At 63.6% G+C, this 24,777-nt stretch carries 21 protein-coding genes; 11 read left to right on the forward strand and 10 right to left on the reverse strand.

Annotated elements, in window-relative coordinates:
• Positions 1–77: 77 nt before the first annotated feature.
• Both FKL89_RS04990 and FKL89_RS04995 read right to left on the reverse strand, forming a co-directional pair.
• The gene (locus tag FKL89_RS04990; RefSeq protein WP_156861727.1) at positions 78–1,505 is read right to left on the reverse strand and encodes an SH3 domain-containing protein; all 1,428 of its coding nucleotides are present in this window, start codon (positions 1,503–1,505) and stop codon (positions 78–80) included.
• Positions 1,505–2,839 (reverse strand): SPFH domain-containing protein, encoded by a 1,335-nt coding sequence (locus FKL89_RS04995; RefSeq protein ID WP_156861728.1) that lies wholly within the window; start codon positions 2,837–2,839, stop codon positions 1,505–1,507. The genes FKL89_RS04990 and FKL89_RS04995 overlap by 1 nt, the downstream gene beginning before the upstream one ends.
• A gap of 266 nt (positions 2,840–3,105) precedes the next feature.
• Between FKL89_RS04995 and FKL89_RS05000 the strand changes: the two genes are divergently transcribed.
• A complete protein-coding gene (locus tag FKL89_RS05000; protein ID WP_156861729.1) occupies positions 3,106–3,843 on the forward strand; it encodes a response regulator in 738 nt (245 codons plus the stop codon).
• Positions 3,843–5,984, forward strand: a complete 2,142-nt coding sequence (locus tag FKL89_RS05005) for a sensor histidine kinase (RefSeq protein ID WP_156861730.1) — start codon at positions 3,843–3,845, stop codon at positions 5,982–5,984. Before FKL89_RS05000 ends, FKL89_RS05005 begins: the two co-directional genes overlap by 1 nt.
• 42 nt (positions 5,985–6,026) lie before the next feature.
• Here FKL89_RS05005 and FKL89_RS05010 read toward each other — a convergent pair whose 3' ends face one another.
• The 3 genes from FKL89_RS05010 to FKL89_RS05020 form a co-directional block, all read right to left on the reverse strand.
• Positions 6,027–6,422 carry a YciI family protein gene (locus FKL89_RS05010; protein ID WP_156861731.1) on the reverse strand — a complete coding sequence of 132 codons (396 nt, stop codon included), beginning with the start codon at positions 6,420–6,422 and terminating at the stop codon, positions 6,027–6,029.
• 147 nt (positions 6,423–6,569) lie between these two features.
• Entirely contained in the window at positions 6,570–6,944 is a 375-nt protein-coding gene (locus FKL89_RS05015; protein WP_156861732.1) for a hypothetical protein, read from the reverse strand.
• A complete protein-coding gene (locus FKL89_RS05020) occupies positions 6,931–7,629 on the reverse strand; it encodes a bactofilin family protein (protein ID WP_156861733.1) in 699 nt (232 codons plus the stop codon). Before FKL89_RS05020 ends, FKL89_RS05015 begins: the two co-directional genes overlap by 14 nt.
• A gap of 621 nt (positions 7,630–8,250) precedes the next feature.
• On the opposite strand from FKL89_RS05020, the gene FKL89_RS05025 reads away from it, so the two are divergent.
• Positions 8,251–9,732, forward strand: a complete 1,482-nt coding sequence (locus FKL89_RS05025; RefSeq protein WP_156861734.1) for a serine hydrolase — start codon at positions 8,251–8,253, stop codon at positions 9,730–9,732.
• An 11-nt stretch (positions 9,733–9,743) separates the two neighbouring features.
• Here the strand turns inward: FKL89_RS05025 and FKL89_RS05030 are convergent, their stop codons facing one another.
• Complete coding sequence (locus FKL89_RS05030; protein ID WP_156861735.1) at positions 9,744–10,589, reverse strand: ParA family protein; 846 nt, start codon at positions 10,587–10,589, stop codon at positions 9,744–9,746.
• Positions 10,590–10,703: 114 nt separating this feature from the next.
• The gene (locus FKL89_RS05035; RefSeq protein ID WP_156861736.1) at positions 10,704–11,891 is read right to left on the reverse strand and encodes a pyridoxal phosphate-dependent aminotransferase; all 1,188 of its coding nucleotides are present in this window, start codon (positions 11,889–11,891) and stop codon (positions 10,704–10,706) included.
• Positions 11,892–11,956: 65 nt separating this feature from the next.
• On the opposite strand from FKL89_RS05035, the gene FKL89_RS05040 reads away from it, so the two are divergent.
• The 5 genes from FKL89_RS05040 to fdxA all read left to right on the forward strand — a co-directional run bounded on the left by FKL89_RS05040 (position 11,957) and on the right by fdxA (position 16,558).
• Positions 11,957–12,598 (forward strand): DUF2238 domain-containing protein, encoded by a 642-nt coding sequence (locus tag FKL89_RS05040; RefSeq protein WP_238363489.1) that lies wholly within the window; start codon positions 11,957–11,959, stop codon positions 12,596–12,598.
• A gap of 40 nt (positions 12,599–12,638) precedes the next feature.
• Entirely contained in the window at positions 12,639–14,519 is a 1,881-nt protein-coding gene (locus tag FKL89_RS05045) for an ABC transporter permease (protein ID WP_156861737.1), read from the forward strand.
• The gene (locus tag FKL89_RS05050; RefSeq protein ID WP_238363490.1) at positions 14,516–15,319 is read left to right on the forward strand and encodes an ABC transporter ATP-binding protein; all 804 of its coding nucleotides are present in this window, start codon (positions 14,516–14,518) and stop codon (positions 15,317–15,319) included. The genes FKL89_RS05045 and FKL89_RS05050 overlap by 4 nt, the downstream gene beginning before the upstream one ends.
• Positions 15,312–16,022 carry an ABC transporter ATP-binding protein gene (locus FKL89_RS05055; protein WP_156861738.1) on the forward strand — a complete coding sequence of 237 codons (711 nt, stop codon included), beginning with the start codon at positions 15,312–15,314 and terminating at the stop codon, positions 16,020–16,022. The genes FKL89_RS05050 and FKL89_RS05055 overlap by 8 nt, the downstream gene beginning before the upstream one ends.
• A 206-nt stretch (positions 16,023–16,228) precedes the next feature.
• Complete coding sequence (gene fdxA / locus FKL89_RS05060) at positions 16,229–16,558, forward strand: ferredoxin FdxA (RefSeq protein ID WP_156861739.1); 330 nt, start codon at positions 16,229–16,231, stop codon at positions 16,556–16,558.
• Between the two features lie 36 nt (positions 16,559–16,594).
• On the opposite strand, the gene FKL89_RS05065 is transcribed toward fdxA, so the two are convergent.
• The gene (locus FKL89_RS05065) at positions 16,595–16,984 is read right to left on the reverse strand and encodes a DUF1801 domain-containing protein (protein WP_156861740.1); all 390 of its coding nucleotides are present in this window, start codon (positions 16,982–16,984) and stop codon (positions 16,595–16,597) included.
• 462 nt (positions 16,985–17,446) lie between these two features.
• Between FKL89_RS05065 and FKL89_RS05070 the strand changes: the two genes are divergently transcribed.
• Together FKL89_RS05070 and FKL89_RS05075 are read left to right on the forward strand one after the other, a co-directional pair.
• A complete protein-coding gene (locus FKL89_RS05070) occupies positions 17,447–19,759 on the forward strand; it encodes an NINE protein (protein ID WP_156861741.1) in 2,313 nt (770 codons plus the stop codon).
• Positions 19,756–20,553 (forward strand): LytR/AlgR family response regulator transcription factor, encoded by a 798-nt coding sequence (locus FKL89_RS05075; protein ID WP_238363491.1) that lies wholly within the window; start codon positions 19,756–19,758, stop codon positions 20,551–20,553. The genes FKL89_RS05070 and FKL89_RS05075 overlap by 4 nt, the downstream gene beginning before the upstream one ends.
• 31 nt (positions 20,554–20,584) lie before the next feature.
• Here the strand turns inward: FKL89_RS05075 and FKL89_RS05080 are convergent, their stop codons facing one another.
• A complete protein-coding gene (locus FKL89_RS05080) occupies positions 20,585–21,706 on the reverse strand; it encodes a reeler domain-containing protein (protein WP_156861742.1) in 1,122 nt (373 codons plus the stop codon).
• 71 nt (positions 21,707–21,777) lie between these two features.
• Positions 21,778–22,755 (reverse strand): magnesium and cobalt transport protein CorA, encoded by a 978-nt coding sequence (locus FKL89_RS05085; RefSeq protein ID WP_156861743.1) that lies wholly within the window; start codon positions 22,753–22,755, stop codon positions 21,778–21,780.
• Between the two features lie 230 nt (positions 22,756–22,985).
• Here FKL89_RS05085 and tfpB point away from each other — a divergent pair, with 230 nt between their 5' ends.
• The gene (tfpB, locus tag FKL89_RS05090) at positions 22,986–24,731 is read left to right on the forward strand and encodes a type IV pilus assembly ATPase TfpB (RefSeq protein WP_156864553.1); all 1,746 of its coding nucleotides are present in this window, start codon (positions 22,986–22,988) and stop codon (positions 24,729–24,731) included.
• Positions 24,732–24,777 lie beyond the last annotated feature (46 nt).

The following is a 24,777-nucleotide window of genomic DNA, read 5'->3' on the forward strand; positions in this document are numbered from 1 at the left end:
CCAACAGGACGGTAGTGGATAGACGGGATTGTGCATGAGCTTGCGACATTTGTGCATGACCCCAATCTCCCGGCAGTTCAGCGCAAACTGACGGTAAGCTTTTTCCATTGCGCGTCCTGCCAGCGATAGAAAGTGCTCAATGACGACGGTTCTTCGGCCTTTTTGTCGGTCAGCAGCGAATCGAGACGGACAGTTTCAAAGCTGCGACGCATACGACCATCCTGGCGAACCTCCCGTGCCACCAGCATCTGTGTGCCGCCGGGCACCCAGCCTGCAAATTCAACGTAACCCAGGTCCGGGGCGTTGCCGGATGGCGGCAGAACATCGACCGTCCATCCAGCTTCGTTGCGCCGCAGTACCCACATTTCGCGCCAGCCGTCGAGCGGCTGTACGGCAAGGGCGGCGATGTTGCCCGCCGGGTTGACGCTGAGCGACTGCGGCCAGACAACGCCATAGGTGCAACGCAGCGGTTGCGCGCTTGCGGCAGCGGGTGTGGCGGCGACAGACAGACAGGTCTGGCCGTTCTCGCCAGCGGCAGCACGAAGCGTCAGGCGGCCGACGGGACGCATGCCGGTCTGCGCACCCCAGCGGACGGCGCCTGTGCGAATCGCCGCTTCAGCATAGGCGGACTGGTCGTCTTCGCTCAGCTCCGCCTTGTTGACCGACGCCAGCGCATCGAGCGCACGTTGCGCTGCGGTGTTCGTCGCAATGCCGTCGACTGTTGCTGTGCTCTGCTTTGCCTCATGGAACGCCAGACTTGCCCAGACCGAGGCTCGCCGCGCGTGCATACGGTTTTTCAGGTACTCAGGCAGTTTGCTGATGTCAACCCGATCCAGCACCTCGGCACGCCACTGGTCAACGGCCTGGCGCTTTGACGGCAGCAAGGTCGGGTCAATGCAGTCGCTGCGGGTGATCGCGAGTGCTGCGTGGGCGCGCTGGACATCCTGCTTCGACAGCGCCAGTACCCGACGGAATGCTTCGCCTTCGTAGCACAGGCGCACGCGACCGTCGCGTTCGATATCGATGAACCCGATGCCGTAGTGCCGCGCGGTATCGACCTGAGTCGACAGCAGGGCCTCTTGCGCCTTGCTGGCGCCCGATGCGCGCCGTGCCAGACGGTCGGCCAGCGTGCCAAGAATGTCGAACGGTTCGGCATCGATGGCGGTCGCCGGTGCTGCCTTCAGATAGGCCGCGACGAATGCGATACCCATCGCCTCGGTGCCCGGTGTGTCGCGAACAAACCTGGCGACCGCCAGCAACTCGGGGGCTTCGCTGGCAGACAGCGTCGTTTGCCGCACTTGCGACGTGCGCACGTAGCCGGAGCGCTCACGACGATGGTCATAGACCTGCAGGAAATCCATCTTTTCGCCGCGTACTTCCAGCGAATCTCCCTGGCTCAACATGGTTTGCTGCTGCGCTGAATCGCGCGGTGCGGCACGCAACACCACCTGATCCTGAGCGACGATGGCCAGTGCGGCGGCAGCGAGGGTAGAGCTGAGCAGCATTATTCGCCCTCCTTGTCGCTGCCGTTGGCCACACGTGACACCTGTTCTTCGCGGTCATTGCCGGCCTTGCCATTGCGCGTCGTGCCAAGCAGGCTGGCACCGATGAAATCGCCATTGGTGGAAGGGGGCGCGATGATTACCGAGATCTTGTCGGAGAGTTTGTCGGCCATGGTCTTCTGGATCAGCAGCGGGTGCTTGCTGATCAAGGCACCTTCGCGCGCCATCTGTTCACTGGCCACCTTGCCAACGCGATCCAGGCGATAGGCCTCCGCGTCGGCGAGCTTTTGCCGTGAATCCGCTTCGCCATTGGCCTCGATGCGGCGGGCCTGTGCGGCGCCTTCGGCCGACTTGATGCGTACCAGCCGCTCGGCTTCGGCCTCGAGCTGGCGTTGTTCGATCTGCTTCTGCTTGAACGGCAGCACGTGCTTCATCGCTTCTTCCTGCGCGCGGGCGGCGATGATTTGCTCATTGGCCGCGGCTTCTGCTGCCTTCTCGCGACGCACCTTCTGCGCCTCGGCTTCGAGGGCCGTCTCCTTGACTCGCTTGTCTTTCAGCTCAAGCGTGAAGCGCATCTTCTCGGACTCCAGTTCCTCCGCCAGCAGCTTTTCCATGCCGCGACGGTAGTCATCCGGCAGATCGACCTTGCCCATCTGCACGGCGCGCAGCACGATGCCATCGGCAGCGAGACGTGGCTTCAATTCGGATTCGATCGTTTGCTGGATTTCGGCGCGTTTCGACGAGAAGATTTCGCGTACCGTGTAACGTGCCAGCACCTTAAAGATCACGCCCTGCACTGCGGGCTCCACGATCTCGCCTTCGATGTTGTCGGGCAGCTTGCTGGCAAGGGCTGCAATCTGGTTGCTGTCAACGGCGTAGCGCACCACGAGATCGGCGCCGAACGAGAGGCCTTCAACCGACTGGAAGGGCGCGTCCCCGGCCTTCGCACCCGGCCGATAGGTTTGATCGCGCAGTTGCAGCGTCCGCCACTGATGTAGCGCAGGCAGCACCAGCACGGTGCCATCGCGCCACTCGCTGACATCACCTGTCATGCGGTTGATGCGAATACCGGTTTCCCCCGCTTCCACGGTACGCACGGGCGGATGGCTGTAGAGACCGTAGCCAATGCCGCCAGCCACCAGCACGCCCAAGGCGACCCAACGATGGCGACGCAGGCCGTCGCCAATGCGCTGCCCGAGGCCCGGGCCACGATAGGGGGCAGGTGCCACGACTGTCTCGGCGAGTGTGTCATCGCCGATGATTGGCTCGCGGCGCGACGTGATGCGGGCGAAGCCGTTACGGATGGCCTGAATGAGGGATTTGATGCGATTGGACATGCTGTGCTCCGATGGGTTGGGTGACGTGGTGGTGAGCGATCGGCAGTCCGGCGTGTTGCGTTTGGGTACTGTTTCGCTCTGGTGGTCATTCTGGAAACAGGCCCGTAGAACGAACAAGCGCGACGCGGGGCGACTTTGCGGCTCCGGGGTTCGCAGGCGCTCGTACGTGTGAGGCCGGGCTCCTCGAACGGAAGAAAAACTCACACCGGGAAGCTGGCGCCGCGCCGATAATTGCCGGCATCAATCGTTTGCGTACAGGAATGCAGGTGCTGACAGTTGCCGTGATCGAAGACGATCCGCCGATGAGTGCGCAGTTGCGCGGCTGGATCGAGGCTGCGCGCCCGGACGTCAAGGTCGAGCAGTGGTACACCCGCGACGACGCCGAAGCGGCGATCGCCCGGCAGCGCTACGACGTCGTGGTGATGGACATCGAACTGGGTCGCGAGCGTCACGCTGGCGTTGCCCTGATCAACGCCATCAACAAGCAGCATGCCACGCCAGTGCTCGTCGTGTCGGCAATGCCAGCCACCATTTATCGCAGCATCATGAAGGCGCTCGACGCCTGGGACTACCTGCAGAAGACGACCTTTGAGGAATCCGATTTCGTCGATACCTTTCTGGAAATCCTGCGCGCGTCCCGTGCACAGCGCGAGCAGGAGGCAAAGGTACCCGCAGCGAGCGGCGACGAACTGTCTCTGGACCCGCTGCGTCAGGGCTCGCCACGCTGGCGCGGGCAACGCATCAACCTGCCACTGACCGCACAGCGCATTCTCGCCGCGCTGCATGAACATCGTGGACAAGTGGTGTCCTATGACGACCTGTTTCAGGTGGTGAAGAGCGGTCGCAATCGCGATAACGTGCGCAAGCACATCAGCACCATCCGTGATGCTTTTCGCGAGATTGATCCAGAGTTTGATGCCATCGAGAACGTGCCGATGCGGGGATTCCGTTGGGTTGCCGCCGCGTTGCCTGCGGACATGGCAACTCCGGCGCGCAAACGCTGATGGTCGCAAGCCCTTCCGTGCTTGAACGGGTGGCGAGCCTGCCCTGGGCTGGCATTGCGTCGTTCCGCCAGCGCATACTGTTGCGTAGCGTATTTCTGCTGCTGGCGGTGGCGACGCTTGCGATGGCAGTGACCTTGCTGCAAGAGGAGAAGGCGCTCAGTTATCGCGGCTATCAAACGAACTTCCGCAAAACGCAGGAGCAGGTGTCATCGCGCCTGCATCATCCCGCCGGGCAACTGGCGCTGCTGAACCCGGCTGCGGCCAGCGTGCCCGTGACGCCGCTGCATCCGTATGTGTTGCCCTACGCGGCGATCGACTTCGACGATGCAAGCAAGGTGCAGCAGGCCGTTGAAACCACCGGCTGCCTGGTGCAGTACCGGCAATACGGCGCGGTGTGCGTGGCGGTTGGCAGCAATCCCTGGACGGGGGGCTTCATTTATGTGGCCGGGCGCTTTGCCAGTGACGATCTGGTCGGCCGCAAACCCGGTGAGCGCGACTTGCGCGGCACCCACCGTGTGCGCGTGACGCTCGACATGCGCGGGCAGACGTGGCGATGGGTCGCGCCCTTCGAGCGGATGGAACGCAGTGACGGTGGTGGTGCTATTTCGCCGAGCGCCGGCATTCGGGGCCGTCTGGCCGGATTCGTCGACACCGACGGGCCTGACATGCTGGGCGTGGGTCGGCCGGTGCGCGATTTTCGTGGGTGGGCCTGGCAGTCGTCGCCCTGCATAGATGCAGCGGATTCCGCGACTTCCGTACGATGCCGCAAGGGCACGTTCTTCTCGATCCGCCTGCCAGTCGAAGTGTTTCGCGAGGCGCTATTTCGCGAGCCGCGCCCCGAGTGGCCTCCGGCCGACCTTGACAAGACGTTGCTGCGAATCGAGGTGTTCGCGCCCGGCGGTGATGCCGGTACACCGATCTTCGACAGCAACGCCGCTGGCGCCACGCCACCGTTCTCGCTGAATGATCTGCGCGGCCTGCTGCTGCCCGGGGAGACTCTGCGCGTGAAGAAGGTTGGCGGCAGTGCCGATCTGGTCAAACTCGCTGCGGTCACCGACGACGCGCCGGAGGCGTGGCCGTGGATTGATCGCCTGATTCGACAGCTGCCGGTGGAAGGTTTTGACACTGCGCTGGAGGCGAAGGACGTTGTCTCGACCGCGCTTGGCAGCTATGAGGTCACCCTCACCGGGGATGTACGCGGCGTAAACCGTGCGCTCGCCTCGGTAGCGACGCGCATGTCCTGGTTTGTTGGTGCCATGCTGACGGCTCTGGCCGTGGCCTGGCTGGTGGTTGAGGTGGGCATCATTCGGCGCATTGCGGAGCTGACGCGGCGCGCACGGGCGGTGTCGGCAGAGGTGCGCAGCGAGGACGGTGTGCGCCACTTCAACGTGGCGGATTTGCGTGGCAAGGATGAACTCGGCATCCTCGCCAGTTGCCTGCACGATCTGCTGCAACGGGTGAATGAAGACGTGCGCCGCGAGCATCTGCGCGCTGAACGCGAACGCGATACGTGGCACGCGGTCGGCCACGAAATCATGTCGCCGTTGCAGTCGCTGATGGTGCTGCATGGCGAGGCAGATGACCCGAGTGCGCGCTACATCCACCGCATGCAGCAGGCGATCCGGGTGCTTTACGGCAGCGCATCGCCCAGTGAGGCGTTCCAGTCGTCGCAGTTGCGGCTCGATACGCTGGACCTCAACGAATTTCTGGCGCACGTTGCCACCAACGCGCAGGAGGCGGGCGTCGCCAGCGTGCGCTTTGTTGCCGGCAGCAGTGCGGGTGCCGTCAAAGTGCGTGCCGACGAGTATTCGCTGGAGGACGTGCTGACCCATCTGCTCACCAATGCTGACCGTCATCGTGCGCCAGGCAGTGACATCACCATTACGCTTGAAGTCACCGGAGACCGTGCGAGCGTTCGCGTGCACAACGCCGGCGAGCAAATTCCGGCAGAGCTGTTCGAGCGCATCTTCGAATACGGGGTGTCGGACCCGAAAGCGGCGACCGGCGAAGCCGGCAACACCACTCGCGGCCAGGGCCTGTTCGTGGCCCGCACCTACATGGCCAAAATGGGTGGCACCGTCACCGCGCGCAACGAGGACGGCGGCGTAACGTTTGAGTTGCTGTTCCCGCTTGCAGGGTAGGCTCAAAGCCGATCAAACGGAGAGCAGGGTACCGCCAGCCGGTCACTTGCGCATGCCAATCAGCCATGGCCTGACCTCGGCGCGCAATAGACCCGAGCGCACGGCGGGATCATCCTGCGCGAACTTTCTGATCTCATCCTCGCCAAGCCCCGCCGCCGGGATCATCATGCCGCCGGCAGCCGAATCCATGAACGGCCCGCCCAGCTCGAGCTTGCCGTCCTGCAGCAGCTTGCGGTAATGATTGATGTGTTCCTGCAAGCCGGGTTGCTCGAACGGCCCTTTTGCCTTGTCCCACTGCGGGCCGGGGTTATGCAGTACCACGTAGCGTACATCACGGCGTGGTGGCGTCTTGCCGGTAACTGCCGCAGCCTCTTGTGCCATCACCGTCGGTGCGAAACAGAAGAGAAGGGACGCGAGGTACCACGAACGCAGCTTCATCGATTGAGCCTCCCAAGCCAGTTAGACGACGCGCGGCGCTGGTGCCGCGCATCGGGATTCCAGCATGGTTCGGCTGGCTGGCAGCCCGCATTGCGACCGGTGGCCGGAATGCTGCGTCAGGTTACGCAGACTGCTACCGGCGTGGACTCAAGCGCCAGCCGTGTCTGGCACCACCGAGAACATCCGGCGCAGCGTTGCCTCCAGCGCTAGCCGCCGCTTGAGCGGGCTTTCGTATTCCCACCATTGCAGCACCATGATGGCGCCAGCGCCGCCGAGACGGCTGGCAGTGACTTTGCCATGCAAGCGTCGGACGCGCGCCGGCATGCTAGGGTGCGCAAGTGCCGTCGCAACACGCGCACGCGCGATCCAGTCCGCCAGCAGACGCTCACGGGCGGCCAGCCATTGCTGGGCACGTCGCAGTAGCGAGCCACGTGCGCGGGGTTCGGCGCTGCTGTCATTGGCACTGCCCGGTCGTCGCAGTTTGCGCCGCAGGCTGGCGCGCAGCCGGCTACGCCGCGACATGTTCCACTCCTGCCAGCTTGCCGGTGGTGGTGCGGGCCGACGGGTAGCCGGCGAACAACGCCCCCTGACTGTCACCCTTGCCATCGATGGCGGCGATGTCGCCGCTCACCACGCCGCCCTCGCTGACCAGTAGTGAGCCGTAGCGCACGGTGCCCGACACGCAGCCCGAGGCGTGCACGATCAGCTTCTTGCGGGCGGTGAGGTTGCCTTCGAACTTGCCGTGAATTTCGGCGATGTCGATGGTCACGGTGCCGGCGTAGGAGCCAGTTTTCAGGATCTCCAGCGTTTTGCTGTCCATCGACGCTTCGACGTGGCCTTCGACCACCAGCGTGTCGCAATCATTGATCTCGGCGCCTTTCAGTTTGATATTGGGGCCGACCGTGAGCCTTGGCGAGCCGTTGTTGGTGCTGCCGCTGGTCGTTGCTGCGTTGCTGACCGGTGCGGCAACGGTGGTGGCCGCTGGCGTTTCGCGCAGCAGATCGCTGCCTGTGGTGCCTGTCGTGCTCTTCACTTCAGTGGCGCGTGCACCCACCGGTGCCGAACTTGCCGCCGGGTGCGACACCGCGACGGCAGACAGCGGGGGCGCATCCGGTTGCGGTGCGTAGCGTGGCGAATCCGGCGAAGCGCGCCCGCCAGCGGGCGTTTGCGGTTCATCGCGGCGACCGAGAAATCCATTCTTCAGCATCAGTGTCTCCTCTCAAGAGTGTGTCCGTTCAGACGTGGATGCGTGCAGCGCGCGGCGATGCCGATGACGCTGCGGCGTCTGAATGCCCCGACCTCCTCCCCCGAAGCTGCGTGCGAGCGATGCTCGTGCCAGCACACACAAAGTGCAGAGTATTCAATGATCTATGACGACGTCATTGGCCGAGAGTTCGGCGAAAGCGGCGGATTTCTTGTCCGGGCTGTCACCCGTTGGCGACCGCTGACCTGCCGCTTCTCGTTAAGTAATTGATTGCTAAAGAGATTTCATGTCTCCGATGGCAGACAGCGATCACTGCGGTGACGATTAGTTTCAGATCATCTTTTCTCGGGAAGCCTCATTTGAATTGGGCTTTAAGGCAGATTTATCATGAAGTCGACTTACAAAAGAAATTAGGTGTAAGCCCAATTGGAATAGGGCTCTTGCTAAAAAGGTGATCCTCTGAATCATGGGAAAGTGCTCGGTGCAGACGCCTTGATTCGGGCAGCCTTATCCGCTTCGTCGCCGGTTCTCGCGGCTCGTCGCGCGCCGGTTTCGACGCCGCGGCGCTCGACTTAGCATCCCGACATCGCGTGGCTCAGTGCCGCATTCCAGGAGTCGATTGGCATGACCAAACCGCACGAGTCGCAGCATCAAACTGCCATTGCGCGCCCGCACGGCGGCGTCGGGTTCGCCGCACTGTTGCTTGCGGCGCTGGTCAGCCTGGGCGGGCAAACTGCATCGGCGCAGACGACGCCGACCGACGAGCGCATCCGCGAGATATTGGTCAAGCGGATTGACGAGGAGAAGCGCGCGGTCGGCATGGCCGCCGTGGTGGTGCAGGGTGAGCAGGTGCGCATCGTCACCGCCGGGCACACTGCGCTCGACAAGGCGACGGCGGTGACGCCCGACACTCTGTTCGAAATTGGCTCGATTACCAAGACCTTCACTGCGCTATTGCTGGCCGACATGGTGAACCGGGGCGAAGTCAAACTCGACGACCCGGTGGAGAAATATCTGCCGCAGGGGTTGCGCGGCCTCACGCTGCGTGACCACACCGGCGCACCGATCCGGCTGGTCGATCTGGCGACGCATCGCTCGGGCCTGCCGCGACTGCCCGACAACATGCCCTACGGAACCCGCGCCGATCCCTACGCGGACTATCGCGAGCAGGAGCTGTTGCAGTACCTCAAGCGCCGCGAGGAGTTGACCGCAAGCGACGGCGGCAAGAGCACCCGCAAGCGCGACGAGCGCTACGAATACTCAAACCTTGGCTTCGGCCTGCTCGGCTACGTGCTCGGGCGCGCGGCGGGCAGTTCATATGCCGATTTGCTGCAAAAGCGGGTGCTGACCCCGCTTGGACTGGCCGCGAGCTGGCTCGACGTGCCGCGCAGCGAGGAAGCGCGCTACAGCCACGGCCACTATATCGACGGAGACACGCTCAAGCGGGCGCGGTACTGGCGCTTCAACGTGCTCGCCGGTGCCGGGGCGCTGGTAATGAGTGCGCGTGACATTGGTCGCTATGCGCAGGCCGCAAGTGGTGCGATTGACACCCCGCTGCGCGACGCCTTCCGGCTGACACAGCGGAAGTACGGCGACGGCATGGCGCCTATGAATCCGCAGGGCCTCGCGTGGTTGCTGGCGCCGCTCAACGGGCGCACTGTGTTCAATCACGGCGGTATGACCGGCGGTTTCACCTCGTCGCTCTGGGTTGACCCGGAGCGCAAGGCAGCGATCGCCGTGCTGTCGAACGCGGCAGGCGCGACGCCCGACGATATCGCCCTGCACCTGCTGGAGCCGTCGATCCCGATCAGGGCCGTGGTCAGGCCACAAACCGCCGTCAGCGTTGATGCGAAGACACTGGCGCAGTACGCCGGCAATTACCGGCTGGCGCCCGGTTTCGACGTCGTCGTGCGGCTGCGCGACGGCCGTCTGTTTGCGCAGGCGACCGGGCAGAACGAATTCGAGCTGTTCGCGAAATCACCGACCGCGTTTTTCGCACGCGTTACCGAGCTCGAAATAGTGTTCGGTGAGGTGAAGGACGGCAGGGCAGCGAGCTTCGCACTGACGCAGGGCGGCCGCACGCGGACGGCGCCTCGAATCGACTAAGCCGAGGGCTGTTACGACTTCGGCCGCAGAAAGCGCGGCACGAAGCGGGCGAAGCCGCGCGCTTCGGCGGCGACGACTTCCGGCGGCACGTGGGGCGTGCGGGCGGCGAGCGCCGGTGAGGTTGCCACCACCTGCAGGGCCGGTGCAGCGAACGCGTCATTGCCGGCGGCAACCAGTGGCGATACAGTGGCCACTGTCGGCGCGCGTGCCGGTTCAGGCGCTGCCTGCACGAACCCCTGGGTGGTGAGCCACGCAATCAGCGGATCCCATTGCTCGCGGTCAATCGTCGTCACGCTCGGCGGCATGTCAAAGATGCTGAGACCGTTCTCGACCGCGCGCACGTACACCTGCGAGCTGCGCAGACTGCACAGCCAGGTAAGCCCAATCGATGCCGCCCAGTCGCTCGCGATTTCTTCGGCTTGCGTCCGGCGATCCAGTCGCATGCCAATTGCGGCAACCTGACAGCGACCACTCACTACGCGCGGGTGCGCACGCAGCTCGGCCCAGCAGTCCGATGCGGCTTCACGGTCGAAGACGGAGCCCGACACCGGGATCAGGATCGCATCGGCCACCATCGCCACCTTGGCCAGCGCCAGCCCGTGCAGTCCGCCGGGGGTATCGAGCACCAGATGCGAAACACCCAGTGGCCGTACGTTGCCCGCCACATCGCCGACCCAGCCGGCGATGGCCGGTGCTGCACTGGGGCGACGTTTCAGCCAGACACGCATCGACTGCTGGTGATCAAGATCACCCAGCGTCACTGGCAGGCCGCCACGCGCGAAATGCGCGGCGATATTGGTCGCCAGCGTGCTTTTGCCGCAACCACCTTTTCGACTTACGAGCGCAACTGTAGGCATAGTCTCAAGACTATGCCTTAAATTATTGATTGGCAATAGTTTTGTGACTTTTCTGAGTCGGGCAGTCGCCGCTGCCGCCCGCCGCGTCTTCGGTCGGTGACGCGGGCGATATCGCTATCGCAACGATTGCAAGCCCTGCGTGAACCGCGCGATGCCGTCGTCGAGCCGCTTCAGGTCACTGGCGAAGCACCAGCGCACAAAGCCTTCCCCCTCGTCGCCAAAGGCGGCCCCAGGTGCGACGCCCAGCCCCTGTTCGGCAACCAGCCGTTTGCAGAAGGCGAGCGAATCAGTCATCCCGTCCACCTTGAAGAAGGCGTACATGGCCCCCGGTGGCGGTGGCGCATGCACTCCGGGCAAGGCGTTGAGCGCGGCGCACAGGTGGTCGCGCGCCTCGCGAAAGCGCCGCTGGGTGCGGGCGATCACCGAGTCACCACCGGTGATGGCAGCGATACCTGCGCGCTGGATGAACACCGGCGAGCACGAGGTGTTGTACTCGATGACTTTGCCGAGCTGCTCGATAAAGGGCTTCGGTGCCACCAGCCAGCCCAACCGCCAGCCGGTCATCAGCCACGATTTCGAGAAGGTGTTGGCGCTGACCAGCCGGTCGTCGGCGTGCGCGATGTCGAAGAACGAAGGCGCCACGCCAACCTCATCGAACACCAGCCGCTCGTAGGCGTCATCCGCCAGCAGCCAGATGCCATGTTGACGGCAGCGATCCAGAATCGTCTGTTGCTCGGCACGGGTTAGCGTCCAGCCGGTCGGGTTGTTGGGCGAATTCACCATCAGCAAGCGTGTGTCCGGCGTCAGTGCAGCCAGCAGGCGGTCCATGTCGAGTTGCCAGCCAGATTCACCAAACTGCAGCGATACGCATTCGACATTGGCCGAGAGAATTTTCGGAATCTCCACCAGATTGGGCCACAGCGGCGTCACGCAGACCACGCGGTCGCCAGGGTTGACGATGCACTGGGCGGCGAGCGACAAGGCGTTGACCCCGGCACTGGTAATGGCGACATGCTCTGACGTGATGGCTGCTGCCGGGTTGGCATGCAGCGCAGAAAGGTAGCTCGCCACCGTGCTGCGCAATTCAGGCAGGCCCAGGTTGTGCGAGTAGAAGGTTTCCCCGCGCAGCAGACTCTCACTGGCGGCGGAACGAATGAAATCGGGCGTCACTTCGTCGGGTTCACCAAACCAGAACGCGAGCACGTCCTTGCGGTCCATGCCGGCGTTGGCGACTTCACGAATTTTTGATGCGCGCAACTGCAGGATGGCGTCGCGCGGAAGGAGGGAATGTTCAGATTGCATGCGCCGATTATCGCCGCGTGAGTCGTTGTTGATTGACTTGCGGTCACCGGCTGGACGGCGAGGGGATGACTACACTTGCCGACATGCAAGCGCAAAAATCTTCCCCCGTCGCGTGGGCCTGCCTGGCTTTGACCATACTGGTGCTCCTGTGGTCCGGTCTGGCGCCGAAAGACCGCGGCACGTGGTTCATGGAAGTCGCACCCGTATTCATCGCACTTCCGCTGGTTGCCCTCACGTGGCGGCGCTTTCCGCTCACCACGCTGTTGACGGTAGTGATCACGCTGCACGCCGTGGTGCTGATGGTGGGCGGCAAATACACGTATGCCGAAATGCCGTTGTTCAACTGGCTACGCGACGAGTTCCACCTTTCGCGCAATCACTATGATCGGGTTGGGCACTTCATGCAGGGCTTTGCGCCGGCACTGGTTGCCCGTGAGCTGCTGTTGCGCACCTCACCACTGCGTCCCGGCAAGTGGCTGGCCGTGGTGGTGGTGCTCAGTTGCCTCGGTATCAGCGCGCTGTATGAGCTGATCGAGTGGGGCGCTGCGATGGCGCTGGGCGAAGGCGCCGACGCCTTCCTGGCGACTCAGGGAGACGTCTGGGATACGCAGAAAGACATGGCCATGGCGGGCGTGGGCGCCATCGTCGCGCTGTTGCTGTTCTCGCGCTGGCATGATCGCCAGCTGACAACCGTCGGCGTACGCTGAGCAGCGGCCGATACCCACAATCGACGTTACGCTTTCGGGAATGTTGTCGTCAGTTGCCAACTTTGCAGTGCTCAGCCTGAACGGCTTGGCGTCTGCCGCTTCGCTGTTTCTGGTCGCCGTCGGGCTGTCACTGATTTTTGGCGTAACCCGCATCGTGAACTTCGCCCACGGGTCGTTCTACATGCTGGGCGTTTATGTGGCCTACAGCGTGGCCAACACGGTTGGCGGCGCGGTTGGTTTCTGGGGCGGGGTGCTGGTCGCCGGTTTCGCCGTTGCCATCATCGGTCTGCTGGCGGAGCTTGTGGTGCTGCGACGCATTTACGATGCGCCGGAGTTGCTGCAACTGATCGCGACCTTTGCACTGGTGCTGGTGATCAAGGACGCTGCGCTGGCAATCTGGGGTGCCGAAGATCTGCTCGGCCCGCGAGCGCCGGGCTTTCGCGGCGCGATCGATATCCTGGGCAAGCCGTTCCCCACCTACGATCTGCTGCTGATCGCGATTGGTGCGGTGATGCTGTTGGCGCTTACCCAACTGCTGCGGCGGACGCGCTTCGGCCTGTTGCTGCGCGCCGCCACCCAGGATCGGGAAATGACCGATGCGCTGGGTGTCAATCAGCGCCTGCTGTTCACCGCCGTGTTCGCGCTCGGCAGTTTTCTGGCAGGCATTGGCGGTGCCCTGCAGTTGCCCCGCGAACCTGCCAGCCTGGGCATGGATCTCGCCATCATTGCCGACGTGTTCGTGGTGGTGGTGGTGGGCGGCCTCGGCAGCCTGCCGGGCGCGTTTGTCGCCGCCGGCGTCATCTCGCTGGTCAAGGCGTGGTGCATCGGGCTGGGCGAAGTCACGCTGTTCGGCGTCGCCGTCGAGTTCAGCAAACTGACGCTGGTCGCCGAGTTCATCGTGATGGCGCTGGTGCTGGTGTGGAAGCCCAATGGCCTGTTTGGCAAGCCGTTGACGCATGCGCGCGGCGATGCCGGGCAAGCGCCAGTGGTTCGCGTGCCGGGGCGACGCAGCCTGATTGCGCTCGCCATCGCGCTGGTGGTGCTGGTGTTGCTGCCGCAGTGGGCGGGAGACTACACGCTGGTGCTGGCCATTGACGTGATCGTGTTTGCGCTGTTCGCTGCCAGTCTTGGTCTGGTGATCGGCAACGGCGGCATGGGTTCCTTTGGCCATGCCGCCTACTTCGGTCTCGGTGCCTACGGCGCGGCGCTGCTGGCCAAGGCGGGCTACGGACTGATCGTCGCGTGCCTTGGTGGCGTGGCGCTGGCAGCGCTGGCGGCGTTGCTGTTCGGCTGGTTCAGCGTGCGGCTCTCGGGCACCTACATGGCGATGCTGACGCTCGCGTTCGCGCAGATTGCCTGGTCCATCGTTTTCCAGTGGGATGCCGTGACCGGCGGCAGCAACGGCATGGTCGGTATCTGGCCGCCGGACTGGCTGTCGGAGCGGGGCGATTTCTACTTGTTCGTACTGCTGGTGTGTGGCTCGGCAACGTTGCTCTGCGCTTGGCTGGTGTTTACGCCACTCGGCTACGCGGTGCGCGCCAGCCGCGACGCGCCGGTGAAAGCGGCTGCCATCGGCTTGTCGCCACGTGGTTTGCAATGGGCATGGTTCACCATTGCCGGCGCCATCGCCGGGGTGGCAGGCGCGCTCTACGCTTTCTCGAAGGGCAGCATTTCGCCCGACGTGATGGCCATTCCGCGCTCGGTGGATGCACTGGTGATGGTGTTGCTCGGCGGTATCAACACGCTGCTCGGCCCGATCATCGGGGCGGCCGTGTTTACCTGGCTGCAGGACACGTTGGCCCGCTCAACCGAGTATTGGCGCGGGGCGCTCGGGGTCACGATCCTGCTGCTGGTGGTGTTGTTTCCACGCGGCATTGCCGGAACGATTGCGGCGTGGCGGTCGCGGAGGGCCGCAGCGTGACGCTCCTCAACACTGACTCAGGTCAGGCGGCGCTGCAGGTGCGTGCGCTGGCGAAATCCTTTGGCGGCGTGCGGGCCGTTCGCGGTGTCGATTTTGTGGTGCGTGCGGGTGAGGCGGTTGCCCTGATTGGCCCCAACGGCGCCGGCAAGACCACCACATTCAATCTCATCAACGGCCAGATTCGCCCCGACCAAGGCGAGGTATGGCTGGATGGCCGCGATATCACCGGCATGCCGCCGCAGCGTCTGTTTCGCCAGGGTGTCGCGCGCACCTTCCAGATCACCGCGACGTTCGGCTCGATGACCGTGCGCGAGAACGTGCAGATGGCGCGCATGAGTCATTTGCGCTCGCTGACGTCGCTGCGACATGCCCTTGGCAGGCGGGCGGATCGGGCAGAAATTACGCACGCTTACTCTCTCATCGCTGAGCAGGGGCTGGCCGAACAGGCCAATCGCCCGGCGTCGGAGCTGGCTTACGGCGATCTCAAGCGGCTGGAGCTGGCCATGGCCTTTGCCAACGATCCCCGCCTGTTGTTGATGGATGAGCCGACGGCAGGCATGGCGCCCGGCGAGCGCGAGGCGCTGATGAAGCACGCCCTGGCCGCCTGCCGCGAGCGCAACGTGGCGCTACTGTTCACCGAGCACGATATGGATGTGGTGTTCGGTTTTGCTGACCGCGTGATCGTGATGAACCGTGGCCGCATCATTGCCGAAGGTACACCGGACGAAATCCGATCGCATGAAGAAGTGCGCGCCGTTTATCTCGGCACCGCTGCGCCGGCGGAGGCTGCGCATGCTTGAAGTGCGCAATCTCAGCGTGCATCATGGCCGCGCGCAGTTGCTGTTTGACCTGAGCTTCTCAGCCCGGGCCGGTGAAGTGCTGGTACTGGTCGGGCGCAATGGCGCGGGCAAATCGACCACGCTGAAGGCGATCATGGGTTTGCTGCCGGAGGTGGCGGGCAGCGTGCGTTTCGCCGATAACGAGATTTGCGGGCGGGCGTCGCACCACATTGCACGGCTGGGCCTGGGCTATGTGCCCGAGGAGCGTCGTATCTTTACCGACCTGACCGTCGCCGAAAACCTCGAAGTGGGCCGCCTGCCGGTGCGCGCCCAAGTGACCGACGCGCCGCGCTGGAGCGTAGCCCGCGTCTGTGAGCTGTTCCCGAAGCTCGGCGAGATGCTTGATCGGCCCGGCGGCCAGATGTCCGGCGGCGAGCAGCAGATGCTCACCATCGCCCGCACCTTGATGGGCAATCCGAAGGCGATCCTGCTGGACGAGCCGTCGGAAGGCCTGGCACCCATCGTGGTGGAGCGTATTGCCGATAGCGTGAAGGAACTGAAGCGCGAAGGGCTCTGCGTGATCCTGTCCGAGCAGAATCTGAACTTCGCCCGTGCCATCGCGGACCGCGCCGTGGTCATCGAGCGCGGCAGCGTGCGCTACGAAGGGGATTTCGCGGCGCTGGCAGCCGATCCGGCGCTGGCGGCGCACTACCTCGCTGCGTAGACCGTAGCAGCAGCCTCCACAAACAGCGTGGGCTGCCATTTGATTCTGGTCAAACAGTCGGCAAATCGGGCCGCTCGGCAAGCGCGGTAACCCGCGCTGGTGGCGGGGAATTGCTGCACCTGCGGCAAAATACGGGGCCGGACGCAGCCGACTTGTGCTTTTCAGGCGCCTGCTTCGCTTCCCTTCACTGCCTTCAACCGTTCGCCATGACCTACGCTGTAAACGACCAGTGCATCAAGTGCAAGTACACCGACTGTGTCGATGTCTGTCCCGTGGATTGCTTCTACGAAGGCGAAAACATGCTCGTCATCCACCCCGATGAGTGCATCGATTGCGGCGTGTGCGAGCCGGAATGCCCGGCCGACGCGATCAAGCCTGATTCCGACATTGCTGACAAGTGGATCAAGCTGAACGCTGAGTACGCGGTGCAGTGGCCGAATATCTCGCGCAAGAAAGCCGCGCCGGCTGATGCCGACGAGTGGAAGGGCAAGCCGAACAAGTTCGACCTGTTCTCGCCGAATCCGGGCGGCAAGTAGCGACGCTTCGCCCGCCGCCGCCGGCCTGCTCGCGGCCTACTTCAACCGCTCCAGCTTGCCCTTGCGGCGGACCAGATTCTTGTAGTCCCACTGGATGTCACGTGCCTTGCCGAGCCAGCGTTGCAGGTCCGGCACGTTGACGTCGCCGGCCGTCACGTAGCGCGCCTCAGCTGCCTTGAAACTGCCCTCCGCCGCCAATCCCGGCTCGTCAAACGACTGCCCGCTCCAGAACAGCAGGCGCACGCCGCCCTTGAGTTTGCTGTAGCCGGCGACCGGATTGCCATCGAGAAACCACACCGGATGCGCGTGCCAGACCTTGTTCTCGGCCTCAGGTAGCGTGCGGTCGATCTCGGTCGCCAGCAACTCTGCAATGGCCCGCTCAGCCGGTGGCAGCGAGTGGTTGTATTGGGTGGTGTCTGTGTGCATCGCTGCCTCCTGGGCGCCTCGGCCACTCGTGCGGGCATTTTGCGCTGCTGGCACAAAGTGAAAATCGCATGCTAACGCGGCATCATGATCCGTCGTTCGTACTCGCGTACTGAAGCGGACTTGCTTTTTTCTTCTATTGGCTTTTTCGATCAGGCCTTATTGCGTGTGGGCTGAAAGCGCTTTTTTCGAAAAGTCGACTTCTACTGTTTTTGCCAGTCCTGCCCTTATTGAGCGGTCTATTGGGGCCGCGGCTGTTGCGCCGTGCGCACGAGTGCTGTGCGATCCGACGGTGCGTCGCAGACAGGCTGCAATGGCCGCTGACCGGTTTCCGCGAGTGGTCCAGTGCGCCCGCGCTTCGTCGCACGTGGGGCGCGAGGCCGACACTTCGCTGGCAGACTTCAGGCTCAGGTCATTTGTTTGCCGTCCACCGACAGCCCGCTCCAGCTTTTTGCCACCAATGCCATGAGTTCTGCCCCGAGCAATCCGCCTCCGATTCCCGAGCGTCCCATACCGCCCCCGGTCCCGCCCGTGCCGCCGGTGCCACCAGTGCCGGCCGAACGCGCTTCGGCGCCGGTGCCTGGTGTCGGCGCGCGGTTGTGGAAGGGCTTTGGCAGCACGCCGTGGTGGCGGCTGATCGTCGGCGGCCTGATCGTGCTGGTCGCGATGGCGCTGTTCACGGTTCCGTTTGATTCGATTCGATTGCAGCAGCAATTGAAATCGCCAGCCGCCAGGCAGGAGTTCAAATTTGCCGTGCAAAAGCAGGTGCTGGAGCGGGCGCGCTCAGGTCTGCTGGGCATGCGGGTGATCGCATCGGACCCGACCACGGTGCGCGATCTGGACAACGCCATCAGCGAAGTCGAGCGTGAACTGAGCACCAGCAAACGCGAAATTACGCTCAACAGCACTGCCGAGCTGAAAGCGCTGATTGACGCCCAGCGCGATGTGGTGAAGCGCGACAGCCGTGCACTGGAGCAACTGGCGGCCAAGCTGCGCGCCGATCCGGCGAGCGTTGACAGCGAAAGCAGCGTCGATACGTTGAACAGCCGGATCGAAGAGTTGCAGCACAGTGTGGAGCAGCTGCAGGAGCTGCAATCGCGCGCGAAGGAGGTCGCCGCCGATGCAGCAGAGGCCGCCACCGCTGCCGAGAAGGCTGCCAAAGCGGCCGCTGCTGCCAGCGCCGATGCTGCCGACAAAGCGGCGTCCAAAGCGCCGAAGCAGCCTGCGGCGCCCCGCCCGCCAGCTGCGCCCGGAATGCCGAAGTCGCCCGAGCCACCGCGCGCACCCGGTGCACCGGCCGCACCGGCGGCGCCTGGCGCCACCGCGACGCCGGCTGATCAGAAAATCACCATCAGCGTGTTCAACCGTCCCGGCCAGCCATTTGTGATGCTCGACGGCGCACGGGTGCAGGAGCCGCCAGACCTCGACCCTGATACCCGCGACCTCATCCAGTCGACGGTCAGCCGCGACGCGCAGAAGATGATCTTCGGCAGCATCGCCTTCACGGTGCTTTCTGCGCTGTTCCTCTTGATGTTGATCACGCGGGCATTCGCCGGACGTGCCACCCGTGGCGAGCAGCGCGCGGTGATCGCCGAATCGCGTGAGCGCTCCGAAAGCTATGCCCGCCAGCTTGCCGAAGCCCGGCTGATGGTGATGCGCGCCCAGGTCGAGCCGCACTTCCTGTTCAACACGCTGGCGCACGTGCAGGCGTTGCAGGAAATTGATCCGCCGCAGGCGAGCACCATGCTGGAGCGGCTGATTTCCTACCTGCGCGCAGCGATGCCCACCATGCGCGAGACGACGTCCACGCTCGGCCGCGAAATCGAGGTGGTGCGGGCCTATCTTGACCTGCTGCGTATCCGCATGGGCGAGCGTCTGACCTACACCATCAACATGCCGGTCGAACTGAACAGCATCAGCTTCCCGCCGACAATGATCGCCACCCTGGTTGAGAATGCCATCAAGCATGGCCTGGAGCCGAAGCGCGAAGGCGGCAGCATCGCCATCCAGGTGCGCATGGCGGGCGAAAAAGTCGAAGTGCTGGTTGCCGACAACGGGCTTGGCCTCGGCGGCGCCCAGACCGGCGGCACCGGGGTCGGACTCGCCAATACCCGCGAACGGCTGAAAATGCTCTACGGCGACACTGGCGAGCTGGTGGTGGAGCCGAACGCGCCGTCGGGCGTACGCGCCTTGCTGCGGGTACCGAAGGAGCCGCCGGCAATGGTGGCCAGTGAAGTCGCCGACGCCGAAGCGGGCATTTCGCCGTACATGGTGCAGACGACCGGTCTGCTGGCGCTCACCCTTGGCTGGCTCGGGGCCCACCGGTTCTACGTCGGCCACCGCCGCACGGCCGTGCCGCAGGCGATGCTGGGCATCCTGTCCATCCTGAGCGGCGGTGTGCCCATCTTCCTGTTGCCGCTGCTGCTCTGGGTGGTGCTTGATCTGGTGTGGATTGGCACCCGCGACTTCCATGACGGGCAGGGCCGCCGCATTGCACGCTGGTCCGCCGACGACACACGGCACTACCGCAGCACTGTGCGGATGGCGAGGGTGCGCGCCGCTGACGCGTCGGAGTCGTCGCGCACCATCGCGCTCATTCTGGTCGTGGTGGTCGGCATCTTTGGCGTACACCGCTTCTATGTTGGCCGCGTCGGTAGCGGCTTGGGTATGCTCTTCACCCTCGGCGGGCTTGGTATCTGGTGGCTGGTGGACATCGTCCGTGTAGTCACCGGCCAGCTCAGGGATTCAGAAGGAAAACGGGTAAGCGAATGGGAATGACGCAAACAATGTCGGCGGTGCTCGCGGAAGATGAGTCGCTGCTGCGCCAGTTTCTGAAGAAGAAACTCGAAAAACTCTGGCCCGAGCTGACCGTCGTCGGCGAGGCCGAGGACGGCCTGGCCGCAGTTGAACTGATCGGCGCATTGAAGCCGACGGTCGCTTTCCTTGATATCCGCATGCCGGAGTTGACCGGCCTCGAAGTGGCCACACAAATCGCCGACGCCAGCCCCGATACCCACATCGTCTTCGTCACTGCCTACCATGAGTATGCGGTTGCGGCGTTCGAGCGTGGTGCTGTCGACTACGTGCTGAAGCCGATTCAGGAAGATCGCCTGCAGACCACCATCGAACGCCTGAAAGAGCGCATCGAGGCTGACGACAAGGACGCGCCGACGCTGCCGGACAATATGTCGCAGCTGATCGCGACGCTCAAGCGCGAGATGCGTTCCGGCGCTGAAGGGACGCCGGAGTACATGCGCTGGATCAAGGCCTCGCTGGGCTCGACGCTGAAACTGATCGACGTGAAGGACGTGCTGTTCTTCAACTCCGACGAGAAGTACACGCGGGTCGTCACCGAAACTGAAGAAGCGCTTATCCGCAAGCCGCTACGCGAGCTGCTCGACGAGCTGGACCCGAACATCTTCTGGCAGATTCATCGTGGCACCATCGTCAACGTCAACGCCATTGCAGGTGTCACGCGCGATTTCCGCGGTGACGCAACGGTCAAGGTGAAAAACCACAAAGAGACGCTCAAGGTCTCGCGCCCGTTCTCGCATCTGTTCAAGCAGATGTAGCGCTGCGCTGGGCGCTGCGGCCCGGATCCGCTTACGGTGCCGGTTGCGGCATCAGGGTCAGCAGCGCAGCTTCGATTTGCGGCGCAGTCAACGAGCCCTGATTGGCGCCTGCAATCAGCGCGGCGCCACGCAGGCCGAGCATGTAGCGCAGGATCAGCAACCCGTCGGACGTCGCGCGTACGCTACCGTCGCCATCGACATCCATGCCTGCCAATCGGGCATCGAGATGAGTGGCAATTTGCACAGCGTCGCGGGTGGCGCCGCCAGCGCGCGCGTCATTCACCAGCGCGCTGCCGCGCAACCCGAGCAGATAGCGCAACACCAGCACGCCGTCAGTCGCCGCCTCGTAACGGGTCGGCAGGCCGCTGCCGTCGACATCCATGCGCGCTTCCCGGAACACGGCGGTCGCGGTGCGATTGCGATTCATCGCGACGGTGCATTGATCGCTGGTCGTGCTGTCACAGTCCTGCCAAGCCGTGAATACCGAGTTGGCGGCTGGCAAGGCGAGCAGGGTGACCGATTGGTTGGCAACAAAATCCGCCGTGCACACGGCACCGCACTGGATCCCGCTCGGGTTGTAGATGACCGTACCGGTGCCATCGCCAGTGCGCGCCACAGTGAGCGTGTAGAGCGATTCGGTGACAGAAATTGCGTTCGGGAATGCATGCCACGAGCGGCAACTCCCGGCACCGCATTCCTCTGTCACAACGGCGCGAAAGGTCAGGGTACCACTACCCGCCAGAGGCGGTGCAAAACTGAAAGTTCTCTGGCTCTTGGCGGTGCTGCTGGTATGGGTCAATGATGATCCCCCGCAGGACGATGGTGTCGAGTAGCCCGCGGGTGCTGTCCAGGTGCCGACCAGCGTGCCAGCCGAATTGGTCGCCCACAGCAGCAAACCGCGGAACTGCTTGCTCGTATTGCTGTTGGCAATGGCGACGGTGAGCGGAGTACCGGCGGTATACGAGATGGGCACGTTGATTGACCAGCCGTTGGGGCTGATGACCGTTGCGGTCAGGTCGGCTGCATCCATCTGGGCTGGCGTGATCGAACACACAGGCGAGCCGAAGCTGTTGGCAAAGGCGCCGGGCGATAAGCAGAGCGTTGCCAGGCTCACCATAGCCGTCAGCGTCACGCGGAAACTGGCAATACTCACTTTTCCCCCATCCAGCCTTGATCAGATTGCTGCACTCGAAGTTGCGCCGGGGCGCACGGCTTCGGGTTGGCTCATACCCATTGGATCTTGCGGAAAAACGCCCATAACGCAGCCCCGCCGACCACCATCAATGCCAGCGCAGCCGGATAACCGTAGGTCCACTCCAGTTCCGGCATGTGCTTGAAGTTCATGCCGTAGATGGTGCCCACGATACTCGGCACCATCAATATCGCGCCCCAGCCTGCCAGCTTTTTGGTCACTTCGCTTTCAGCCAGCGTGATCAGCGACAGGTTGGTTTGCGTGGCGCTGTTTTCCATGTCGCGCAGATTGTCGAGCGACTCGTCAATTCGCGTGACGTGGTCCAGCACGTCGCGAAAATAGGGCCGCAGTGCGTCGCGGAAGATCGGATGCTTGTGGTTCAGCAAGCGCCCGCACACCTCAACCAGTGGCGTTACCGCGCGACGCACGCACATGGTGTCGCGCTTCAGTGCGTAAAGCGATTCGGCAGCTGCCCGGCGATCGGTGCGGGCGTCGAAGATGGTTGTTTCCAGCGCGTCCAGGCGGTCTTCCAGCGCGTCGGCCTCTGGAAACAGGCGATCAACCACGGTGTCGAGAAGCCCGTGCAATGCGGCGCCCGGTCCAAGTGCGAGGAATGCCGGCTCACGCTCGAGTTCCGCGCGCACATTGCGAAAGCCAGTCTCCGCGCGATGCCGGACGGTCAGCACGAAGTGCTCGCCGCAGTAGATGTGCAGTTCGCCATCAACAAAGTCATCGCCATGTCGCTCGACGGTGTGCAGCACCACGAACAGGGTGCTGCCGTATTCCTCAAGCTTCGGTCGTTGCGAGCCGCGATTGGTGTCCTCAATGGCCAGTTCATGCAGGTTGAATTCCTCCTGCATCTTGCTCAACAGCGAGGGTGGCGGCTCGAACAGGGCAACCCAGACAAAGGCGCCGGGTGGTTGCGGTGCAGCAAGAAAATCGCTGATTGCCTCAATGTCCATCGGCGTCTGACGGACGCCATCGATATAGGCCGCGCAGTCGATGAGCATGTGGAAAGCGGTTCGGGACGATGATGGCAATTATGCGTCGCAACATCGGTGCAACGGCATGCGGCTGACGACAGTCTGGTCCGCAGCAACATTGCGCCTTCGTAAAGTTGTCGGTTGGCAGACCGCATTGTTCGCCGGCTGTAGCAAAATAGGCCATGGCCGCTGTGAAACCCCTGCATCCCGTCGGATCGCCTTCGCCCGCTGCGGCCCCTTCGCAACCTGATCGCGCCATGACGCTGGACCTGGTCTTGCGCGAGCTGGAGGCTGACCATCTGGTCGATAGCGCGCAGATTGAGGGGTTGCGAACGACCGCCCGATTCCGCAACTATGAGCATCCGCTGACGCTGGTTGCAGAGCAGAAGTGGCGCAGCGCCAAACCGCCGAAGCGGGTGTTGACGCTGGAAGCCTTGTCAGAGTGGCTGGCGGGCCGGTTGCAGGTGCCCTACCTGCATATCGACCCGCTCAAGGTTGACTTCGCAGCGGTTGGCTCAGTCATGAGCTCGAGCTACGCCAACCGCTATCGCATCCTGCCGGTGGCGGTGACGCCGGAAGTGGTGACCGTGGCCACCAGTGAGCCGTTCGTGCGCTCGTGGATTCCCGAGCTGTCGCAGTTGTTGCGCCGCCGGGTTGAACTGGTGTTTGCCAACCCGCTCGACGTCAAGCGCTACGTTGCCGAGTTCTTCGCACTGGCGCAATCGGTGCGCCGTGCGCAGGAGAAGGCAGCGGACGACAAGAGTGCCATCTCTTCGTTTGAACAGCTGGTCCAGGTTGGCGTGCAGGCCGGTGGCGCAACGCCGGACGCCAATGACCGCCACATTGTCCGCATCGTTGACTGGCTGTGGCAGTACGCGTTTGAACAGCGCGCGAGTGATATTCACATTGAACCACGTCGAGATTCCGGCGTTGTTCGCTTCCGTATCGACGGCGTACTGCATCAGGTCTACCAGATTCCACAGGCGGTATTGACTGCGATGGTCAGTCGCATCAAATTGCTCGCCCGGATGGAAATTGTCGAGAAGCGGCGACCACAAGATGGCCGTATCAAGACGCTCTCGCCCGATGGCACAGAAGTTGAGTTGCGGGTAGCGACCATGCCCACGGCCTTCGGCGAAAAGGTCGTGATGCGCATCTTCGACCCGGAAGTGCTGCTGCGTGACTTCCGTGATCTTGGCTTCAGCGACGACGATCTGGCGCGCTGGGAGCAGATGATCGCCCGTCCGCACGGCATCATTCTGGTGACGGGCCCGACCGGTTCGGGCAAGACCACCACGCTGTACTCGACCTTGAAAACGCTGGCGACACCAGAGGTCAACGTCTGCACCGTGGAGGACCCGATCGAGATGGTCGAGCCGCTGTTCAACCAGATGCAGGTGCAGCCACAGATCGGCGTTGACTTCGAGAACGGTGTGCGCACGCTGATGCGCCAGGACCCGGACATCATCATGGTCGGCGAAATCCGCGATCTCGCCACTGCTGAAATGGCCGTGCAGGCCGCGCTGACCGGGCATCTGGTGCTTTCCACCCTCCACACCAATGATGCGCCAACCGCGATCACGCGGCTGATTGATCTTGGCGTGCCACCTTATCTGGTCAATTCCACGGTCGTCGGCGTGATGGCCCAGCGCTTGGTGCGAACCTTGTGTCCGACCTGTCGGGCGCCTGCGGAGACGATCCCCGATGATGAGTGGGCGGCGCTGACCAAACCTTATCGCGCGAGCAAACCGGCGGTCACCTATCAGGCGGCCGGCTGCCTTGATTGCCGCATGACCGGCTACCGGGGGCGTGCCGGCCTGTACGAAGTGATGCTGATGACGCCGGAGATGCGCAAACTGGTCAATCGCGGCGCCGGAATGGATGAACTCCGTGAACAGGCGTTTCGCGATGGCATGAAGCCGCTGCGCGCGTCCGGCGCGCACAAGATCGCGACCGGGCTGACCACGGTGGAAGAGGTCGAGCGCGTCGCGCCGCCAGTCTGACAAGACGCAGACTGCCCCCTAGCAGACAAGAATTTCGGCGGAGGAA

This window comes from Casimicrobium huifangae (assembly GCF_009746125.1).
GTDB lineage: Bacteria > Pseudomonadota > Gammaproteobacteria > Burkholderiales > Casimicrobiaceae > Casimicrobium > Casimicrobium huifangae.